At 71.5% G+C, this 16,807-nt stretch carries 13 protein-coding genes and 2 pseudogenes; 7 read left to right on the top strand and 8 right to left on the bottom strand.

Going from position 1 to position 16,807, the window contains the following annotated elements; genetic code table 11:
* Positions 1–35 precede the first annotated feature (35 nt).
* Positions 36–623: a TetR/AcrR family transcriptional regulator gene (locus tag K7396_RS04875; protein ID WP_086718262.1), complete on the top strand. Its 588-nt coding sequence runs from the start codon at positions 36–38 to the stop codon at positions 621–623.
* A 204-nt stretch (positions 624–827) separates the two neighbouring features.
* On the opposite strand, the gene K7396_RS04870 is transcribed toward K7396_RS04875, so the two are convergent.
* Together K7396_RS04870 and K7396_RS04865 are read right to left on the bottom strand one after the other, a co-directional pair.
* Entirely contained in the window at positions 828–1,562 is a 735-nt protein-coding gene (locus tag K7396_RS04870) for a S1 family peptidase (RefSeq protein WP_086718263.1), read from the bottom strand.
* A gap of 227 nt (positions 1,563–1,789) precedes the next feature.
* Positions 1,790–2,539, bottom strand: coding sequence for an FG-GAP repeat domain-containing protein (locus K7396_RS04865; protein WP_152105095.1), 750 nt, complete (start codon positions 2,537–2,539; stop codon positions 1,790–1,792).
* A 397-nt stretch (positions 2,540–2,936) separates the two neighbouring features.
* Here K7396_RS04865 and K7396_RS04860 point away from each other — a divergent pair.
* Positions 2,937–3,098, top strand: a pseudogene (locus K7396_RS04860) (GNAT family N-acetyltransferase); the annotation flags it as partial.
* 152 nt (positions 3,099–3,250) lie between these two features.
* Here the strand turns inward: K7396_RS04860 and K7396_RS04855 are convergent.
* Positions 3,251–4,672 (bottom strand): glycosyltransferase family 39 protein, encoded by a 1,422-nt coding sequence (locus K7396_RS04855; RefSeq protein ID WP_167392795.1) that lies wholly within the window; start codon positions 4,670–4,672, stop codon positions 3,251–3,253.
* 164 nt (positions 4,673–4,836) lie between these two features.
* On the opposite strand from K7396_RS04855, the gene K7396_RS35625 reads away from it, so the two are divergent.
* Positions 4,837–4,965 carry a hypothetical protein gene (locus tag K7396_RS35625; RefSeq protein ID WP_263295769.1) on the top strand — a complete coding sequence of 43 codons (129 nt, stop codon included), beginning with the start codon at positions 4,837–4,839 and terminating at the stop codon, positions 4,963–4,965.
* A gap of 264 nt (positions 4,966–5,229) precedes the next feature.
* On the opposite strand, the gene K7396_RS04850 is transcribed toward K7396_RS35625, so the two are convergent.
* Positions 5,230–5,820 (bottom strand): TetR/AcrR family transcriptional regulator, encoded by a 591-nt coding sequence (locus K7396_RS04850; protein ID WP_086719366.1) that lies wholly within the window; start codon positions 5,818–5,820, stop codon positions 5,230–5,232.
* Between the two features lie 388 nt (positions 5,821–6,208).
* On the opposite strand from K7396_RS04850, the pseudogene K7396_RS04845 reads away from it, so the two are divergent.
* The 4 genes and pseudogenes from K7396_RS04845 to K7396_RS04830 form a co-directional block, all read left to right on the top strand.
* Positions 6,209–6,745, top strand: a pseudogene (locus tag K7396_RS04845) (2Fe-2S iron-sulfur cluster-binding protein); the annotation flags it as partial.
* A gap of 227 nt (positions 6,746–6,972) precedes the next feature.
* Positions 6,973–7,965, top strand: coding sequence for an FAD binding domain-containing protein (locus tag K7396_RS04840; protein ID WP_086719365.1), 993 nt, complete (start codon positions 6,973–6,975; stop codon positions 7,963–7,965).
* Positions 7,962–10,091, top strand: a complete 2,130-nt coding sequence (locus K7396_RS04835; protein WP_152105094.1) for a xanthine dehydrogenase family protein molybdopterin-binding subunit — start codon at positions 7,962–7,964, stop codon at positions 10,089–10,091. Before K7396_RS04840 ends, K7396_RS04835 begins: the two co-directional genes overlap by 4 nt.
* 159 nt (positions 10,092–10,250) lie before the next feature.
* Positions 10,251–11,408, top strand: a complete 1,158-nt coding sequence (locus K7396_RS04830; protein WP_152105093.1) for an XdhC family protein — start codon at positions 10,251–10,253, stop codon at positions 11,406–11,408.
* On the opposite strand, the gene K7396_RS04825 is transcribed toward K7396_RS04830, so the two are convergent.
* The 4 genes from K7396_RS04825 to K7396_RS04810 all read right to left on the bottom strand — a co-directional run bounded on the left by K7396_RS04825 (position 11,351) and on the right by K7396_RS04810 (position 16,804).
* Positions 11,351–12,787, bottom strand: coding sequence for a uracil-xanthine permease family protein (locus K7396_RS04825; protein ID WP_218039137.1), 1,437 nt, complete (start codon positions 12,785–12,787; stop codon positions 11,351–11,353). The genes K7396_RS04830 and K7396_RS04825 overlap by 58 nt on opposite strands.
* Positions 12,788–12,879: 92 nt before the next feature.
* Entirely contained in the window at positions 12,880–14,238 is a 1,359-nt protein-coding gene (locus K7396_RS04820) for an ATP-grasp domain-containing protein (protein ID WP_223659650.1), read from the bottom strand.
* Entirely contained in the window at positions 14,232–15,473 is a 1,242-nt protein-coding gene (locus tag K7396_RS04815) for an ATP-grasp domain-containing protein (protein ID WP_086720006.1), read from the bottom strand. The genes K7396_RS04820 and K7396_RS04815 overlap by 7 nt, the downstream gene beginning before the upstream one ends.
* Positions 15,470–16,804: an MFS transporter gene (locus tag K7396_RS04810; protein ID WP_086720005.1), complete on the bottom strand. Its 1,335-nt coding sequence runs from the start codon at positions 16,802–16,804 to the stop codon at positions 15,470–15,472. The genes K7396_RS04815 and K7396_RS04810 overlap by 4 nt, the downstream gene beginning before the upstream one ends.
* Positions 16,805–16,807: the final 3 nt, after the last annotated feature.

Raw genomic sequence — 16,807 nt, 5'->3', positions numbered from 1 at the left:
GACCGTCGGTCCGTTTCGTAAAGGGGAGGCTTCCCATGGCCGAACGCAAGGCCGCCCGCGCTGACGCGCTCCGCAACCGGGAGGCGGTCCTGGCCGCGGCCGACGAACTCTTCGCGCGCAGCGAGAGCCCGCGTGGCGTGTCGATGGACGATGTCGCGGCGGCGGCCGGCGTCGGCAAGGGCACCCTCTTCCGCCGCTTCGGCGACCGCACCGGCCTGGTCCGGGCGGTCTTCGAGTCCCGCATCGAGCCGCTGCGGTCAGCCGTGGAGGCCGGCCCCGCACCGCTCGGCCCCGCCACCCCGCCGCGTGAACGGGTGCCGGCCGTGCTCGACGCGCTCCTGCAGTTCAAGCTCGACAACCGGCACCTCTCGCTCGCCCTGGAGGAGGCCGGCAGCGGCAGCCCGTACCAGGCGGCGCATTACGCCTGGTGGCACGGCATCCTCCGGGACGCTCTGAGCCGGCTTCCCGGTAAGGGTGACGACGACGCCGACTTCACGGCGCATGCCCTGTTGGCGGCCACCCGGGCCGACCTGGTCGAGCACCTCGCAGGGGCGGAGGGTGTGAGCCCCCGGGGGATGAGGGACCGACTGGCGGCCTTCGTGGACACCGTCTTGGCGCGCTGACTGACGGGCGTCCGGGCATCCACGCACGGGCTGTGTGGGCGACGGGAAGACGTTTGAGGCGTTGGTGCCATACGTCGAGGGGCGAGATGTCGAGATATCGAGGTGTCGAGATGGCGGGGTGCGTACGCGACTGCTGTGCGCGACTGCCCGTGTGTGGCTGCCATGCGCGGGCGTCGTGGGTGTCCGCTCCTGCCGACGGTCGTGTTACTGCCGGGTGACCGAGCGGATCCAGGCGAGTTGCTGGGAGACCTCGCCGGCCTGGGCGATGTGTTCCCGGTCGGAGCCGTCAAAGACGCCGAGGAGGGTTTCGGTGCCCTGTGGGGCGATGCTCATCACCGGGCCGCCGGAGTCGCCGCCGGCGGGAATCCCGGACACCTTTTCCATGCAGAAGTCCGAGCCGCCCGGCGCGGTGTAGCCCTCGCACCGCGGGTCGTCCGGCCGTACGACCCGCAGGTCCGACTGCTTGAGCACGGGGGACTGGCAGGTGTTCTCGTCGCCGGTGCAGGTGGCGCCCCACCCGTATTGGCGTACGGCCTGCCCGGGGTGCACCGGGGCCGTGGCCAGGGGCGCCGTGCGGATGTTCATCGGCGGGACCTTGATGAGCATCATGTCGGCGTGCGCGCTTCCGGCGCGCCGACCGGGTACCGGTCGGACGGTGGTGCCCTTCCGCATGTCGAGGTTGCCGATCCGGAACGAGATCCGCTTGTCGGCGATCGGCTGTGCCTGCTCGAAGAAGCAGTGCGAGGCGCTGAGGATCCACTCGCGTGTGACGGCCGTACCGGTGCACTCCGGTTTGCCGTCGACGAGCATGCGCACCGCCCAGGGGCCGTAGGTGCTCTGCGACCCGCCGATGACGGCGGAGGCCGGCGTGGACGCCATCACCACGCCCGTCACCAGCAGCAAAGCGGTCAGTAGCAGCACACGAACTCGACGTACCATCCGGAACAGCTCCTTTCGCCGAACCGTGCGCCCTACGGGTGTGGAGGTACCCCGCTGGCAGCACAGCTCCGACTGATCTCCGTGCAATGGCCAGGGCGCTTCTTTCGGCTCTTGGTGGGTGTCATGGGGCGGGCCGGGGCCGAGGGCGGCACCTTTCACCCGTGTTCCGGCCCGCTCCGGCGTCGGACGCCACCGGCATCCGGAGGGTCGTCGGCGCCCGATGGGGGTCAGGAGCAGGGCGTGTAGAAGTGCTTCCAGCCGTCGCCGGGCATGGCCGGTGGCTCGGAGGTGGTGCCGAACGCGCCGTACTTGACCTGGAGGTCGTAGTCGAAGTGCCCCGGTCCGGTGGCCGGTTTCGTCAGGCGTACGTCGCGGTCCAGTCCGCCGTCACCGGAGTTGTTGAGGATCGCGAGGTCCGGGTAGGCGTCGCCGCCGTAGTTGGCGATCCGGAGCTGCTGGGCCTCGCCGTGGTCGCCGATGTCGGAGTGCCGGGCCTTGGCGGAGGCCAGGTCGGCCCGCTTGAGGGGGCCGGGGCGGTACTGCGCCACGCGTGCCGTCGCGGGGTCGTCGCCGTCGGCCGGCTTGACGATGTTGACGACCATGTCCAGGGTGCCGTCGCGCTGGAAGTCGGCGACCGCGGCGGAGGTGACCTCGCCCTTCTTCGCGCCGAGGAGGGCACTGACGGCGTACGGCTTGCCGAACGAGCCGTTCGCGGCCCCCCACTGCACCGTCATCCTGGTACCGGTGAGACCCGGGTTGCTGATCTTGTCGGCGTGACCGTCACCGTCGAGGTCGCCGACCATCGTCGCGGCACCGGCCAGGCACGGGGCCGTCACCGTAGTGGCGTTGCCGGAGGACCGTGCCGCGCCACCCGGGGTCGGCGCGGCGGCCGCGACGGCCTGGTGGCCGGCGACGGTCAGGGGCAGGGCGACAGCCGCGATCGGCACGGCGATCAGGCGTAAAGGCCGACGAAGCATCTCGAACTCCTCATGTCGTAGCTGCGAGGTGAGATGCCGTCAGCGCCCTGCACGTTGATGCCTGGATCGCGGTATTACAGAACCGTGACGTGTGACCGGCAGAGCGTGACAACTCGGCCGCTCGGTGGAGAAGGCGGTCGGCCCGGTTGTTCCAGTGGCGACGGGCAGACAGTCGCCGCCGGAACAGCCGGGATCTGGAACGTACCGACCGCCGATTCCTGGTGGCCGTAGTAGAGGTGAGGTCTCCGGACCCTGCAGACCGGCGGCCGGGGAGCTGCTGCGACCGGCCCGAGCCCTCGAACCTGCAACGCACGCATCGCACCGCGCAGCTCGGCCGAAATCCAGGCGCGGACCGTCGCTGCCGTGCTGTGTCATCGGGAGTATGGCGATTGTCCTGGGCACGGCGATCAGCGTCGCCGCGGCGGCCGCACTCCAGGAACTCGGCTCGTCGAGTGCGCTCGTCTGCACCCCGAGCTCCAACGTCGCCGCCGTCGCCACTTACAAGTCGGCCGGCTACCAGCAACGGGCCGTGGTGCGGGACCTGTGCGGGCGTGCCTAGGGGATTGGCCTCGGCAGCCTCGGCCTTGACCTGCCGGAGCAGCGGCTTCCGGTGTCCTGGGTCGGCACAGAGTCGGTGGGTTCGCCCCTCTCGTGGCCTTCACGACCCGCCTACGTGCTTCCGACCGGGGCACTGGGGCACTGGGCACTGGGTCACTTCACTCGTTCGTAGACGCTCACCCGGCGGCCCCGCTCGATGCTGTCCGAGCGGAGCGCGAAGTGCTCTGCGAGGGCGCGTTGCTTGGCGCGGTCACGTGCCGAGTCGGCCGGAAGCAGTCCGGGGTCGGTGACGAGGACTATGCGCTGTGCGCTCCGTACTGCTCGTGCTATGTCGCTCAGGCCCGCCTCGATGCCTTTCAACGTGCCGGACGTCACCGGGCTCTGGGCCAGGGCCAGGTCTCGTAGTCCGGCGAACTCGTGGGGTGAGACGAGGGCGGTGTCGCGGCGCGCGGCGGGAATGTAGAGCACGCCGTCGGCGGCGTGGCGCGCGTGGGCGACGAGGGATGCTGCGGTCAGTACGTCATCGACGCGGCTCTGGGCGGTACGCAGCCGTAGCTCGGTGGGGAGCAGTGCCAGGAGGGCCACGGTGAGGGTGGCGGGCAACAGGAGGCGGGGGTGTTTTCTGATACGCACGGTGAGCGTGGCCAGTAGGGCTCCGATGAGGAGCGCGAGGCCCAGGTATGCGAACAGGACGTAGCGGGTGATGTAGAGGGGTTTGACGAGGGAGACCGCGGCCAGGCCGATCTGGGGCACCGCGCACAGCGGGAGCGCGACGGCCGCGAGGCTCACACGCGGGTGCGGGCGATCCCTCCTCAAGTTCTTCGGCAGCCGTGCGTGCGGCGTGCGGGCGCAGAGAGCGCTGATGGTCACGGTGATCAGCACACCGAGCACTGTCGGCCATCCGAGCGGCTTGATCCACGAAACCTGCTCGGCCTGAGCCCGGCTGATCAGCACCACCGGCAGGGCCCCGGCCACCGCCCCGGTGGCGGCGAGCGCCCATCCGATGCTCCTGGCCCGGCCAGGGCGGGCCAGGAGCGTGGTGACCGCGTGTGCGGCCAGCGCGAACAGCGAGAACCAGTTGAGCAGCGCGGCGATCAGCAACGCCGCCGCATACCCAGCCCACCGCCGGGAGTTCGGCTGCGCAAGGGCGCGGACCAGAAGCCAGGTCGCGAGCGCCACGAAGGCGAGGACCAGGGCGTAGGACCGGCCCTCCTGGGCGTACTCCTGGACAGCGGGAACGACCGGGAGGGCGAGCCCTGCGCCGATCCCCACCCAGCGTCCCGACAGCCGAGCGCCGGTCAGCGCCGTCAGTGTGCAGGCAGCGGCCGTGGCGAGTACCGAGGGCAGCCGCAGGGTGATCAGGCTGTCGCCGAAGAGGGCGAACACCCCGTGCATCACCGCGTAGTACAAGCCGTGCACCACGTCGACATGGCCGACCATGTGCCCTATCTCGGCCAGTGATCGGTGTGCCGCTTGCCAGGTCGCCGCCTCGTCCCGCCACATGCTGTGCTCGCGCGTGATGCCCCACAGGCCGAGGACGAGGGCCAGGGCGGCTGGACCGGCGCAGAGGACCATGCGACCGTGCCGGACGGTGCCCCTCTTGGCCTGGCGGGTTGTGGGTGGCATGTCTGCCTGGCGGAACGCCTCGACGTCACCCGGACGGTTCCGGTACCGGCGTGGGGATATGTCATGCACCATCGGGACGCCACCGGCTCGATCGCGGGGCGGTAAGCCGGCCGGTGGCGAGCGCGCTGGTGGCGATCGAGGCCGGCAACGGTACGGGGAGTGCCCACGCCGCGGTCGACGGTGCCTCCATCGAAGCCGCTGCTGCGACGGCGAACCCCGCGATCGCCTTCTCCACCATCTGACGCGCCCTCCCCCGACCGAGGCACTCGCCTGCTGCCATGGCCCCGTGATCGCGCCACAAAGTATGGGGGCGGAGGCCCGCACACAAACGAGATATGGCACGTCTGTCCGAAAATGGTGCGCTGTGCGGGGTGGGGTAAGTCGGCTTAAGGCGCCTATATATGGCAGTTGGGCGAGTGTGGGTAAGGAGCGGGGTGTTGCTTGATGTCTGGATCTAGATGCTGGGGGTGCATTGGGGTCGGGGCTGCTGAGCGTGTCGGTGCCTGTCAGAGGCCACTTCGTCCGGCGGGAGCCCCCGCGCGCAGGCCGTCCATGACGAGGTTCAGGAGGCGTTCGGCGCGGGATTGCCAGTGGGTGTGGGGGTCGAGTTGCCAGAGGCCGGCGATGGCGAGGGTGAAGTCGTCGGGGGTGACTCCGGGGCGGATGGTGCCGGCTTCCTCGTTGGCCTTGAGGAGGAGGGTGACGGCGGAGGCGACGGGGCCGTGGCCCAGGCCGGCCAGGGCGTTCTGTTTGCAGGTGGTGCGGCGCATGGCGTCGGCCAGGCCGGCCTTGGCCATGGCGTACTGGGCGAGGCGGTCCATCCACTCCCGCAGGGCCTCGTCGGGTGGGCGGGATTCCAGCAACTGGGCCGCGGTGTCGGCGACTTGCTGGACCTCGTGGCGGTAGACCTCCAGGACCAGCGACTCGCGGTTGGGGAAGTGGCGGTAGAAGGTCCCCTGCCCGACGCATGCCTTCTTCGCGATGGAGCTCAGCGGGGCGTCGGCGGAGTGGGTGAGCTCCTCCAGGGCCACTTCCAGGATGCGCTCGCGATTCCGTTGCGCGTCCGAGCGCAGGGGCGCGTCCTTCTTCTGCTGCACTCGTCCTCCTTTCGGAATGCGCGGTGGGCCGGGTCTTGCTAAGCGGACAGGTGTCCGGTAAGTTCTTCAGGTAACGGACAGCTGTCCGATTAGGTCCACCATAGCGGCAGAACCGGCCGATGTGGATGACCGGTGGCCACCATGACCTGCATTCCGTCCAGCGCCCGTGACGTCGGCGCCTGAGCTGACGCCGTTGCCCACCACACCGTCTTCTCCCTATTCGTCTTCCGAGATCCGCCTTTCGAGCTCTCTCCGGGGGCCTTGCGTCCGGCGCCCTGGCTCCCGTGCGACAGGAAACGCTCGATGTCCGAGCCGGCCCCGCGTCGGCTTCCGGGCCCGCGTGCGCCCACATCCGCCGCGCCCTCACACCCGCGAAAGAAGGCTGAACATGGCCCTATCGACGTCCAGCGTCATCACCCTGAACGTCAACGGCGAGAAGTACACGCTGCCCGTCGACCACCGCACCACTCTGCTCGACGCGCTGCGCGAGCACCTCGATCTGACGGGCAGTAAAAAGGGCTGTGACCACGGCCAGTGCGGGGCTTGTACGGTGCTGATCGACGGGCGCCGGGCCGTCGCGTGCCTGCAACTCGCGGTGGCCGCGGAGGGGCGCGTGATCACCACGATCGAGGGCGTGGCGGAGGGTGAGCGGCTGCATCCGGTGCAGCAGGCGTTCCTCGATCTGGACGGCTACCAGTGCGGCTACTGCACACCGGGCCAGATCTGTTCGGCGATCGCGGTGATCGAGGAGCATGCGGCGGGCTGGCCGAGCGCCGTCACCGCCGACGTGCGGCCCGAGGCAGGGGTGCCCGCGCTCACCGCCGATGAGATCCGGGAACGGATGAGCGGAAACCTGTGTCGCTGCGGTGCCTATGTGTCGATCGTGCGGGCGGTGGCGCGGGCGGCGGAGGAGGAGGCCGGCGCGAGACCGTCACCTCCCGCTTCCGCCCCGGGGCCGGAAGGCGGCCACTCCAGGGGGACCGGGACTGGCGACGGGGACGGCACAGGCGACGCGGAGAGCTCGGGCCGTGCGGAGGCTGCGGGCGGCGCGGGCGGCACTGCGGGTGCGGGCGGTGTGCATGGCGCAGGCAGTAGGCACGGTGCGGGCGGCACCGGTGACGTGGAGGGCACGGACGGCGTGGGGGTGGCGGTATGAGGGAGTTCGGGTATCAGCGGGTCTTCGATGTCTCCGGTGCGGTGGCGCTGCTCGGCTCCGATCCCGGGGCGCGCTGTCTCGGCGGCGGGACCAATCTCGTCGATCTGATGAAGGGCGGGGTGGAACGGCCCTCGCTGCTCGTCGACGTACGCGAGCTTCCCCTCGACCGGATCGAGGCGCGGGGCGACGGAGGGCTGCGAATCGGGGCGACGGTCACCAACAGTGAGCTGGCCGCGCATCCCGAAGTGCGGCGCCGTTACCCGGCGTTGGCGCAGGCGGTCCTGTCCGGTGCCTCGGGGCAGCTGCGCAACATGGCCACGGTCGGCGGGAACCTCCTGCAGCGCACCCGCTGCGGCTACTTCACCGACACCAGCAAGCCGTGCAACAAACGGGATCCCGGCAGCGGCTGTCCCGCCGTCGGGGGCGAACACCACAACCATGCGATCCTCGGTGCCTCCGCGCACTGTGTGGCCGTCCACCCGTCGGACATGGGGGTGGCGCTCAGCGCCTTCGACGCCGTCGTCGCCTACGAGACGGCGGACGGCCCGGGGGAGGTGCCGCTGGCGGAGTTCTATCTTCCCGTGGGGGAGACCCCGCATCGGGAGACGGCGCTGCCGCCCGGGGCGCTGATCACCGGCATCGCCCTGCCGCCGGCCCCGGTCGCCGCCCGCTCCCGCTACCGGAAGGTGCGCGAGCGCGCCTCGTACGCCTTCGCGATCGGCTCGATCGCCGCCGCCCTCGAGGTCCGGGACGGCGTGGTCCATGACGTGCGTCTCGCCTTCGGGGCGGTGGCGTCCCGGCCGTGGCGGGCCCGGGAAGCCGAGCGGTCGCTGATCGGGGGACCGGCGAACGCCGACGCCTTCGCGGCCGCCGCGGATGCCGAACTGTCGGCCGCCGAGCCGCTGCCCCACAACGGATACAAGGTGACGCTGATGCGCAACCTCGTCGTGGCGGTGTTGACCGAACTCGCCGAGGAGGACGCCCGATGACCACGACCACCAGGACCGTCCCGCCGACGAGGGCCACCGGCACCGCCCACACGCGTCTGGAGGGCCGCGACAAGGTCACCGGAGCGGCGCGCTACGCGGCGGAGATCCCCTTCGCCGGACTCGCCCACGGCTGGCTGGTGCTGTCCACCATCGCCCGGGGCCGTATCCGCTCCGTGGAGTCCGATCCCGTACTGGCCATGCCCGGTGTCCTCGCCGTCCTGCACCACGGCAACGCCCCGCGGCTCAACGGCGACTACACCGGGGCCTTCGGGGCGCCCGACCCGATCCTCCAGGTCCTCCAGCACGACCGGGTACCGCACGCCGGCTGGCCGGTGGCGCTGGTCGTCGCCGAGACCTCCGAGCAGGCCCGGGAGGCCGCCGAAGCGCTGGTCGTCCGGTACGACCAGGAGCCACACGATGTCGCCTTCTCCGGCGGGCGTCCCGAGGTGCGTACACCCGCTGGTTCTCCCGCTTCGCCGACCGAGACGGAGAAGGGGGACCTGGAGCGCGAACTCGCCGCGTCCGCCGTGGTCGTGGACGCCGAGTACACCACGCCGGAAGAGCATCACAGCCCGCTGGAGCCGCATGCGGCGATGGCGCGCTGGGACAGCGGCCGGCTCGAAGTCATCGACTCCAACCAGGGCAGCAGGTTCGTGGCGGAGGAGCTGGCGAAGCTGTTCTCGCTCGACCCCGCCTCGGTACGGGTGCGGTCCGAGCACGTCGGCGGTGCCTTCGGGGCCAAGGCGACCCGCCCGCATGTGGTGCTCGCCGCCATGGCGGCGACCGTGCTCCACCGACCGGTCCGGGTCGTACTGACCCGGCGCCAGATGTTCTCGGTCGTGGGCTACCGAAGCCCCACGGTGCAGCGGATCAGACTCGGCGCCGACCCCGACGGCCGGCTGCGCGCCTTCGACCACGAAGCGGAGTGCGTCACCTCGACGGTGCATGAATTCGTCGAGCGGAGCGCGCAGTTCGGGCGAGTGATGTACGACGCGGACGCGCACCACACGGTCGACCGTGTGGTCCCGCTCGATGTGCCGACACCGAGCTGGATGCGTGCGCCCGGCAAGGCGCCGGGCTCGTTCGCCCTGGAGTCCGCGCTCGACGAACTCGCCGAGAAGTGCGGCATGGATCCGATCGCGCTGCGGGTGCGCAACGAGCCGGACGTGGGGCCGCTGTCCGGTCTGCCGTTCAGCAGCCGCAAGGTGCTCGCCTGCTTCGAGGAGGGCGCCGAACGGTTCGGCTGGGCGGACCGGGACCCGCGTCCCGGCACTCGCCGCGACGGGCGCTGGCTGCTCGGGACCGGCACCGCCGCGGCCACCTTCCCCTCGGGTGCCGTCCCCTCCACGGCCGCCGTGACGGCCGAGCCGGACGGCACGTTCACCGTACGGATCACCGCGGCGGACGTCGGCACCGGGGCGCGGACCGCGCTGACCCTGATCACCGCGGACGCGCTGGAGGTGGAACCGGCGCGCATCCACATGAAGATCGCGGACAGCGACTTCGGCCCGGCCATGATCGCCGGCGGCTCCATGGGCACCCGCTCCTGGGCCTGGGCGATCACGGCCGCGGTGGACGAGCTGAAGGAACAGCTCGCCCTGGGCGCGGAGATCCCGCCGGACGGGATCACGGCACGGGCGGACACCGGTGCGGCCATCGGCGCGCTCGCGCAGAAGGAACGGCACTCCTACGGGGCGCAGTTCGCGGAAGTGGCGGTGGACGTCACCAGCGGCGAGGTGCGCGTACGGCGGATGCTCGGGGTCTTCGCCGCGGGCCGGATCATCAACCCGCTGACCGCCCGCAGCCAGTTCATCGGCGGAATGATCTGGGGCCTCTCCATGGCGCTGCACGAGGAGGCGGTCAGGGACCCGGCCTCGGGCGGCCATGTCGGCGCAGACCTCGCGGGCTACCACTTCGCCGCGAACGCCGACGTACCGCTCATCGAAGCGGACTGGGTGGACGACCCGGACGAGGACGACCCCGTCGGCATCAAGGGCATCGGCGAGATCGGCATCGTGGGCGCCGCGGCCGCCGTCGCCAACGCGGTCTGGCACGCGACCGGGGTACGCCACCGGAACCTGCCGATCCGTCCGGACCGCGTTCTGCGGGCGGGGACAGGGGAGTAGCAGGGGAGTTGGGGGCGGCGGGGCGGTCCGAGCGTTGATGGGCTCCGGGGGCGGGCGTGGGGATTCCGCCCCAGGGCGTCCGGGCCCGACCCCGACCCTTCCCCATCACCACAAACTCCCATCCCCACCCCATCCCACCCCCACCCCAAGGAGGCCCAGATGCTGGATATCGCCGACGAGTTGGACCAATGGCGGCAGGAGGGGCGGGAGTTCGCTGTGGCCAGTGTGGTGGCGGTTGAGGGGAGTGCGCCGCGGGGGCCCGGGGCCGCGCTTGCCGTTGATGGTCGTGGTGAGGCCATCGGTTCGGTTTCCGGTGGCTGTGTGGAAGGGGCGGTGTACGAGCTGTGTGTACAGGCGCTGCGGGACGGCGCGACGGTGCTGGAGCGGTTCGGGTACAGCGATGAGGACGCCTTCGCGGTGGGACTGACCTGCGGCGGGTCGATCGATGTCCTGGTCACGCCGGTGCGGGCGGACGCACCGGGCGGGGAGGTGTGCGCGGCGGCGCTGTCGGCCGCCGCCCGAGGGGAGTCGGCGGCGCTCGTCCGGGTGGCCCGGGGGCCGGCCGGGCTCCTCGGCAGGGGGCTGTTGCTGCGCTCCGACGGCTCGTACGAAGGAGGGCTCGGCGGGGATCCGGAGCTGGACCGTGCCGCGGTGGCGGAGGCCCGGGCCCTGCTGGACGCGGGGCGGAGCGGCACGGTCGCCGTCTCGGAGCGCGGGGCGCGCTGCGCGGCCGACCTGACGCTGTTCGTCGAGTCGAACGTGCCGCCACCCCGCATGATCGTCTTCGGCGCGATCGACTTCGCCGCGGCGCTGGTCCGTACGGCCAGGTTCCTCGGGTACCACGTGACCGTGTGCGACGCCCGCCCCGTCTTCGCCACCCGCGCCCGCTTCCCGGAGGCCGACGAGATCGTGGTCGACTGGCCGCACCGCTACCTCCGGCGTACCGCGACCGACGGCCGTACGGTCCTGTGCGTGCTGACCCATGACGCCAAGTTCGACATCCCGCTGCTGCAGGAGGCCCTGCGGCTGCCGGTCGCCTTCGTCGGCGCGATGGGTTCGCGCCGCACCCACGAGGACCGTGACCGCCGGCTGCGCGAAGCCGGTGTCACCGCGGCCGAACTGGCCCGACTCCGCTCGCCGATAGGTCTCGACCTCGGAGCGCGCACCCCGGAGGAGACCGCCCTGTCCATCGCCGCCGAGATCGTCGCGGCACGTCACGGCGGCACGGGCGTCCCGCTGACCGGTGCGCGGACGCCGATTCACCGCGAGGCGGGGGAGGGAGGCAGCGGCGCGGCGGGGGCCAGGGCGGTGGCCTGACCCGCCTCGGGGCGGTCCCGTGCGGGCCGGTCGTGGTGCGAGGGCGGAAGGGGGACGCGGCGGGAGGTGCGGGTGCGCAGGAGGTGGTAGGTGATCAGAGTGACCAGGGTGCCGAGGGCGATGCCGTTGATGGTGAAGGTGCCGGACAGCTGGAGGGAGGTGCCGCCGATGCCCATCACGGTGCCGGTGGCCACGGAGACCAGGTTGACGGGGTCGTTGAAGTCGACCCGGTTCGCGATCCAGATCTTGGCGCCCAGCAGGCCGATCATTCCGTAGAGGACCACGGTGATGCCGCCGAGCACGCCGCCGGGTGTGGCGGCCACGAGGGCGCCGAATTTGGGGCAGAGCCCGAAGAGGACGGCGACGGCGGCCGCGACCCAGTAGGCGGCGGTGGAGTACACCCGGGTGGCCGCCATCACCCCGATGTTCTCGGCGAAGGTGGTGGTGGGGGCGCCGCCGACCGCCGCGGACAGGGCGGTGGTGAGCCCGTCCGCCGCGATGGCGCGGCCCAGGCTGGAGTCGAGGTCGGTGTGGGTCATCTCGGCGACGGCCTTGACGTGACCGGTGTTCTCCGCGATCAGCGCGACCAGAGCGGGCAGCGCCATCAGCACGGCGCTCGTCCTGAAGTCGGGGGCCTGCATGTGCGGCAGCCCGAACCAGGGGGCGTTCATGACACCTGACAGGTCGACACGGAAGTGTTCGCTGAGGTGTCCGGCGGCGTCGGGGGCGTGGATCGGGCCGGACAGGCGATCCAGGCACCAGGAGAGGGCGAAGCCGAACAGCAGGCCCAGGACGATGGCGATCCGTGCCCAGAAGCCGCGGAGCAGGGCGGTCGCGGCGACGACCACGGACATGGTCGCGAAGGCCACCCACTGGTCCTGCGGCCAGTAGGTGCCGGAGACGACGGGGGCCAGGTTGAAGCCGATGAGCAGGACCACGGCGCCCGATACGGCGGGCGGGAACAGGCGGTGGATGAGCCGGGCGCCGACGGTGTGCACGAGGATCCCGAAGGCGGCCATCACGAGTCCGGACACCACGATCGCGCCGAGCACGGTGGGCGTGCTGCCGCCGGCCGCCCGGATGGCCGCGACGGATCCGACGAAGGCGGCGCTGGTGCCCAGGTAGCTGGGAATCTTTCCTTTGACGATGAGCAGGAACACCACGGTGGCCAGTCCGGACATCATCACGGCCAGGTTGGCGTCCAGCCCCATGACGGTGGGGAAGACGAAGGTCGCGCCGAACATCGCGACGACATGCTGGATGCCCAGTCCGATGGTGAGGGGCCAGGACAGCCGTTCGTCGGGACGGACGGACCGGCCCGGTGCGGGGGCGCTGCCGTCCCCGTGGAGGGTCCAGCCCACGCCGAATCTGCCAGCCACGAGGTGACCTTTCTGTGCCGGGAGAGGTGTGGAACAGGGGGCCGGAACACGGGGCGCCGCCGGGGCCGCGCCGCCGTGTTCCGGCAAGGGGGTTACAGGGCGGCGGACAAGGGGGCCGGGGCCGTGCCGGGACCGTCCAGGGCACGGCGCACGACCTCGTCGATCTGCTGGATCAGATCCTCGGGCACGAGGGCGTGCCGTGCGTTGAGCGCGCGCATCCGGGCGGCCAGGCCGGCGGCGTCGGCCAGGGTGCAGGAGATGATGGCGTTGCCGTGCTCCTGGCCGTCGATGTGCAAGGTGGTGGCGCGGACGAGGTCCAGTTCGCGCCGCATGGCGCTGACCGCTTCGGGTGCGGTGTGCGCGAGGGGGAACTGGAAGGCCAGCCTCCGTTCGCTCCGTTCGAGCGCCCTGGCACGGTCCGCCGACCAGCGGCCGCGCACCATCTCGGTCAGGCACGCATAGGTGTTGCAGCCCGAGGCGGCGATCGACAGGGTGGTGGAGCCGGAGACCCGGGGGTTGATCTCGATGATCTGGTAGGTGCCGGCGGCGTAGATCATCTCGATTTCCGCGGCGCCCTCGATGCCGATCTCGCCGCACATCGTGCGCAGGGCCTCGGCGACGGGCAGGAAGTCGGTCTCGGCGTCCGTGCGCGGGGCGGAGTAGCGGAGCTGGCCGAAGGTGAACTCCGGCTTGCCGCCGGTGGCGCCCTTCCAGATGAGCGGCTGGACGACGTACTGGCCGGCCCGCCCGATCACCTCGACGGAGCACAGTTCGCCGCGCAGGCATTTCTCCAGCACCACGTTCCCGTCGTAGGGGGCGTGGAGGTAGGCGGTCAGGTCCGCGACGCTGTCGATGAAGCTGACGCCATTGGCCAGGCAGTCCCACAACGGCTTGGTGAGCAGCGGGAATCCGAACTGCCGGGCGCTGCGCTCGACGAGCTCGCCGTAGGAGGGCACGGCGAGGCTGCGGCCGTTGAGGAGGTCGCCGTCCAGCAGCATGCCGTGAGGGGTGTCCAGCCCGAAGGAGCGGACCAGTTCCTTGGTGTCCCACTTGTTGGCCAGACGGCGGGTGGCGGAGACGCTGTGCATCACCATGGGGATGCCGTGGGCGACGAGTTCTTCCTTGACCAGGGCGTCGCGCAGCGCGTTCTCGTCGGCGATGGACAGGGAGACCACCGCGTCCGCCCGCCACCCCAGGAGGTGGGTGACGATCTGGCCGGCGGTGACGTCCGGGGCGAGCTTCACGGCCTCGCCGGGGAAGTCCTGGGGGCCGCAGGTGCCGTCGGTGTAGTAGAGGCGGGCCTCGACGCCGTCCGCGTCGAAGGTGTCGTGCAGGCGGCCGAGGTAGGGGGCGGTCTGCTGGATCTCGATGGAGCGCAGGAAGGCGATCCGGTACGGTCTGCGCCGCATCGTGTCCGCTGCCTGTGCGCGGGCCGGGGGCTGGGTCACCATGCCGTCTCCACCTCCACAGTGAGGGAGTTCACGACATCGAGGGCGGCCTTGTTGACCTCGTCGGCGGTGGGGGCCTGCAGCATCACATGGCCGACCCTGCCGATGTTGTCGTGCGGGCCGCCGACCTTGTCGCCGGGCATCACATAGGTGTTCGTGTCGAGGATGCCGTCGCCTTCGGGCAGGTTGCCGATCCAGCGCAGCGTCCCGGCGCGCGGGGCGGCCAGGAAGCGGATGGCCGCGGCGCGGTCGCGGCGGGGCGTGACATCGGGGGTCTGCCCCAGCGCGGCCTGCAGGTAGGCGCGGGCCTCGCTGATGCCGAGGGCCTCCTGCACCAGGCGCATGATGTGGTCGCCGGGCGGGCGGGCGCCGGTCTCGATGACCCGGGCGTGGCCCTGGGCGTCGGCCTTGATCTCGGTGTGCGCGATGCCGTTGCGCAGCCCCAGGGCGGTGACGGCCCGTTCGGCGGCGTCCAGCACCGCGGCCGCGGCCGGCGGTTCGAGCACGGCGGGAACGGTGTGCCCGAGCTCGGCCCGGCTGTCTCCCTGGGTGGTGAACTTCTCGGTGATCGCGAGGTGGTGCACGGTGCCGTCGCTGATCACGGTCTCGACGCTGAACTCGTCGCCGCCGACGTACTCCTGGGCCAGGAGCGTGGTGTCCAGCGGGATGTTGTGGGGGAACTCGTGGGTCTGGGCCTGGGCGAGTGCGGCTGCCGCGGGCAGGTCGCCGGCCGAGCGCACCACCGTCACGCCGATGGATCCCGCGTTCTCCGCGGGCTTGACGACCAGGGGGTACGAAAGGCCGCTCGCCGCGATCCTCTCGGCGAGCGCGCGGGCGTCGGGGGCCCAGACGGTGCGCGGGGCGGGCACCTGGTGGCGGGCGAACGCTTCGGCCATCGCGCGCTTGTTGCGGCAGGCGTCGGCTGCTTCGGGCAGGTGGCCGGGCAGGCCGAGTTCGGCGGCGAGGCGGATGGCGAGCGGGGAGAGGAACTCCCAGGAGGTGACGACGGCGTCGATGCCGGTGGACCGGCAGAACGCGGCCAGCTCCCGCAGGGCGTCGTCGGGCCGGGCGAAGTCGGTGAAGACCGTGCCGGCTATCTCCTCGCGCAGGTCGATCGGGTACTGCTCGTACAGCTCCTCGTGGGTGGCGACATAGGTCTGGGCCCCCAACTGTGCTGCCGCACCGAGGAGTTCGCGACCGGCGGCCACATTGGCCTCGATCAGCAGGATCTTCTTCATGACGGGTTTCCTTCGAGAGCGGTGGTGTCCGGTGCCGGCTCGGCGGAGCCGGCGGGCGGGGAGGCGTGGTCCGTGCCGCGGCGGACCCGGGATTCCAGGCTCAGCACCAAGGGCACCGAGAGCACGCTGACGGCGGCGAGGAAGAGCCAGGGCCAGGCCGGCCCCCACGACAGGAGGGTGGTGAGCGCGGCGGGGGCGATCACACCGCCGAGGGTCCAGGAGAGTTGGAAGACTCCCAGGTAGCGGCCCCGCGCATGGGCGGGGGCCAGGGCGACGCTGAGCTCGCCCATGGGCGGTGAGCCCAGGATCTCGGCGAGGGTGTAGACGATGACGGCGGCCGGCAGGCCCACCGCCACGGCCCAGGAGGGCAGCACTCCCAGGACGGCGAAGACGGTGAAGGCGACGGCGTTGACGACGGCCGCCAGGGCGATGACCCGGGTGGTGCGCCGCCGCTCGATCCACCGGGAGGCCACGGTCTGCGTCGTGGCGACGAGGGCCGTGTTCAAGGTGATCAGTACGCCGGCGACCCAGGCACCGACCCGCAGACTGTCGGTGGCGTACAGCCCCAGCAGGATGCTCAGCACCATCGAGGCCAGCACGAACGAGACGTTGGCGGCGACCAGGCGCATATAGGCGCCGTCCCGCAGGACCATCAGGTAACCGGCCCTGGGGGGTGCCTTCGCCCCGGGGGCCGAGGTGTCCGGGGCGGACTCCCGTACGGGCCGCCAGGAGGTGATGAGCCAGGCCGCGGCCAGGTAGCCGGCCGCGTTCAGGGCCACCAGCGCCCTGAGCCCGTTGACGTCGGCCACGGCCACGGCCAGGGCGGCCACGGCGCCGCCGAAGCCGATGCCGACGTTCCGCAGGGCCCGGATGAAGGCGAACCACCGGGTGCGGTCGTGTTCCTGGGCGACCAGGGCGACCAGGGCGCTGCCGGAGGTCCAGTACAGCGAGGCGCCGGTCTGGACGACCAGTTGGGTCGCGACGATCTGCCAGGCCGAGCCGGCGAGCAGCAGGCTGACGAAGCCCACGGCCGAGACGAGGTTGCCGACCGCGACGACCCGGCGGGGGCCGATCCGGTCCAGGAGCCAGCCGGCGAGCGCGGGCGCGGGGAGCGCGAGCGCGTAGCCGAGAGTCAGGGAGGTGCCCACCGAGACCAGCGACAGGTCGGTGGTGCCGGTGAAGTACACGACCATGAACGCCATGACCAGACCGCTGGCCAGGCTGTCGATGACATTGGCCGCGACGAAGCGTCCGTTGCCCGTCAGGTCGGGAAATCCGAGCCGTGCGACAAGGCTCTCCTGGCCGGCTGCGGGGGGTTGGGGCGGAGCCATTCA

Source organism: Streptomyces angustmyceticus (assembly GCF_019933235.1).
GTDB lineage: Bacteria > Actinomycetota > Actinomycetes > Streptomycetales > Streptomycetaceae > Streptomyces > Streptomyces angustmyceticus.
Note: the sequence above shows the minus strand (reverse complement) of the source record. Positions and strands in the feature narration are given on the sequence as shown.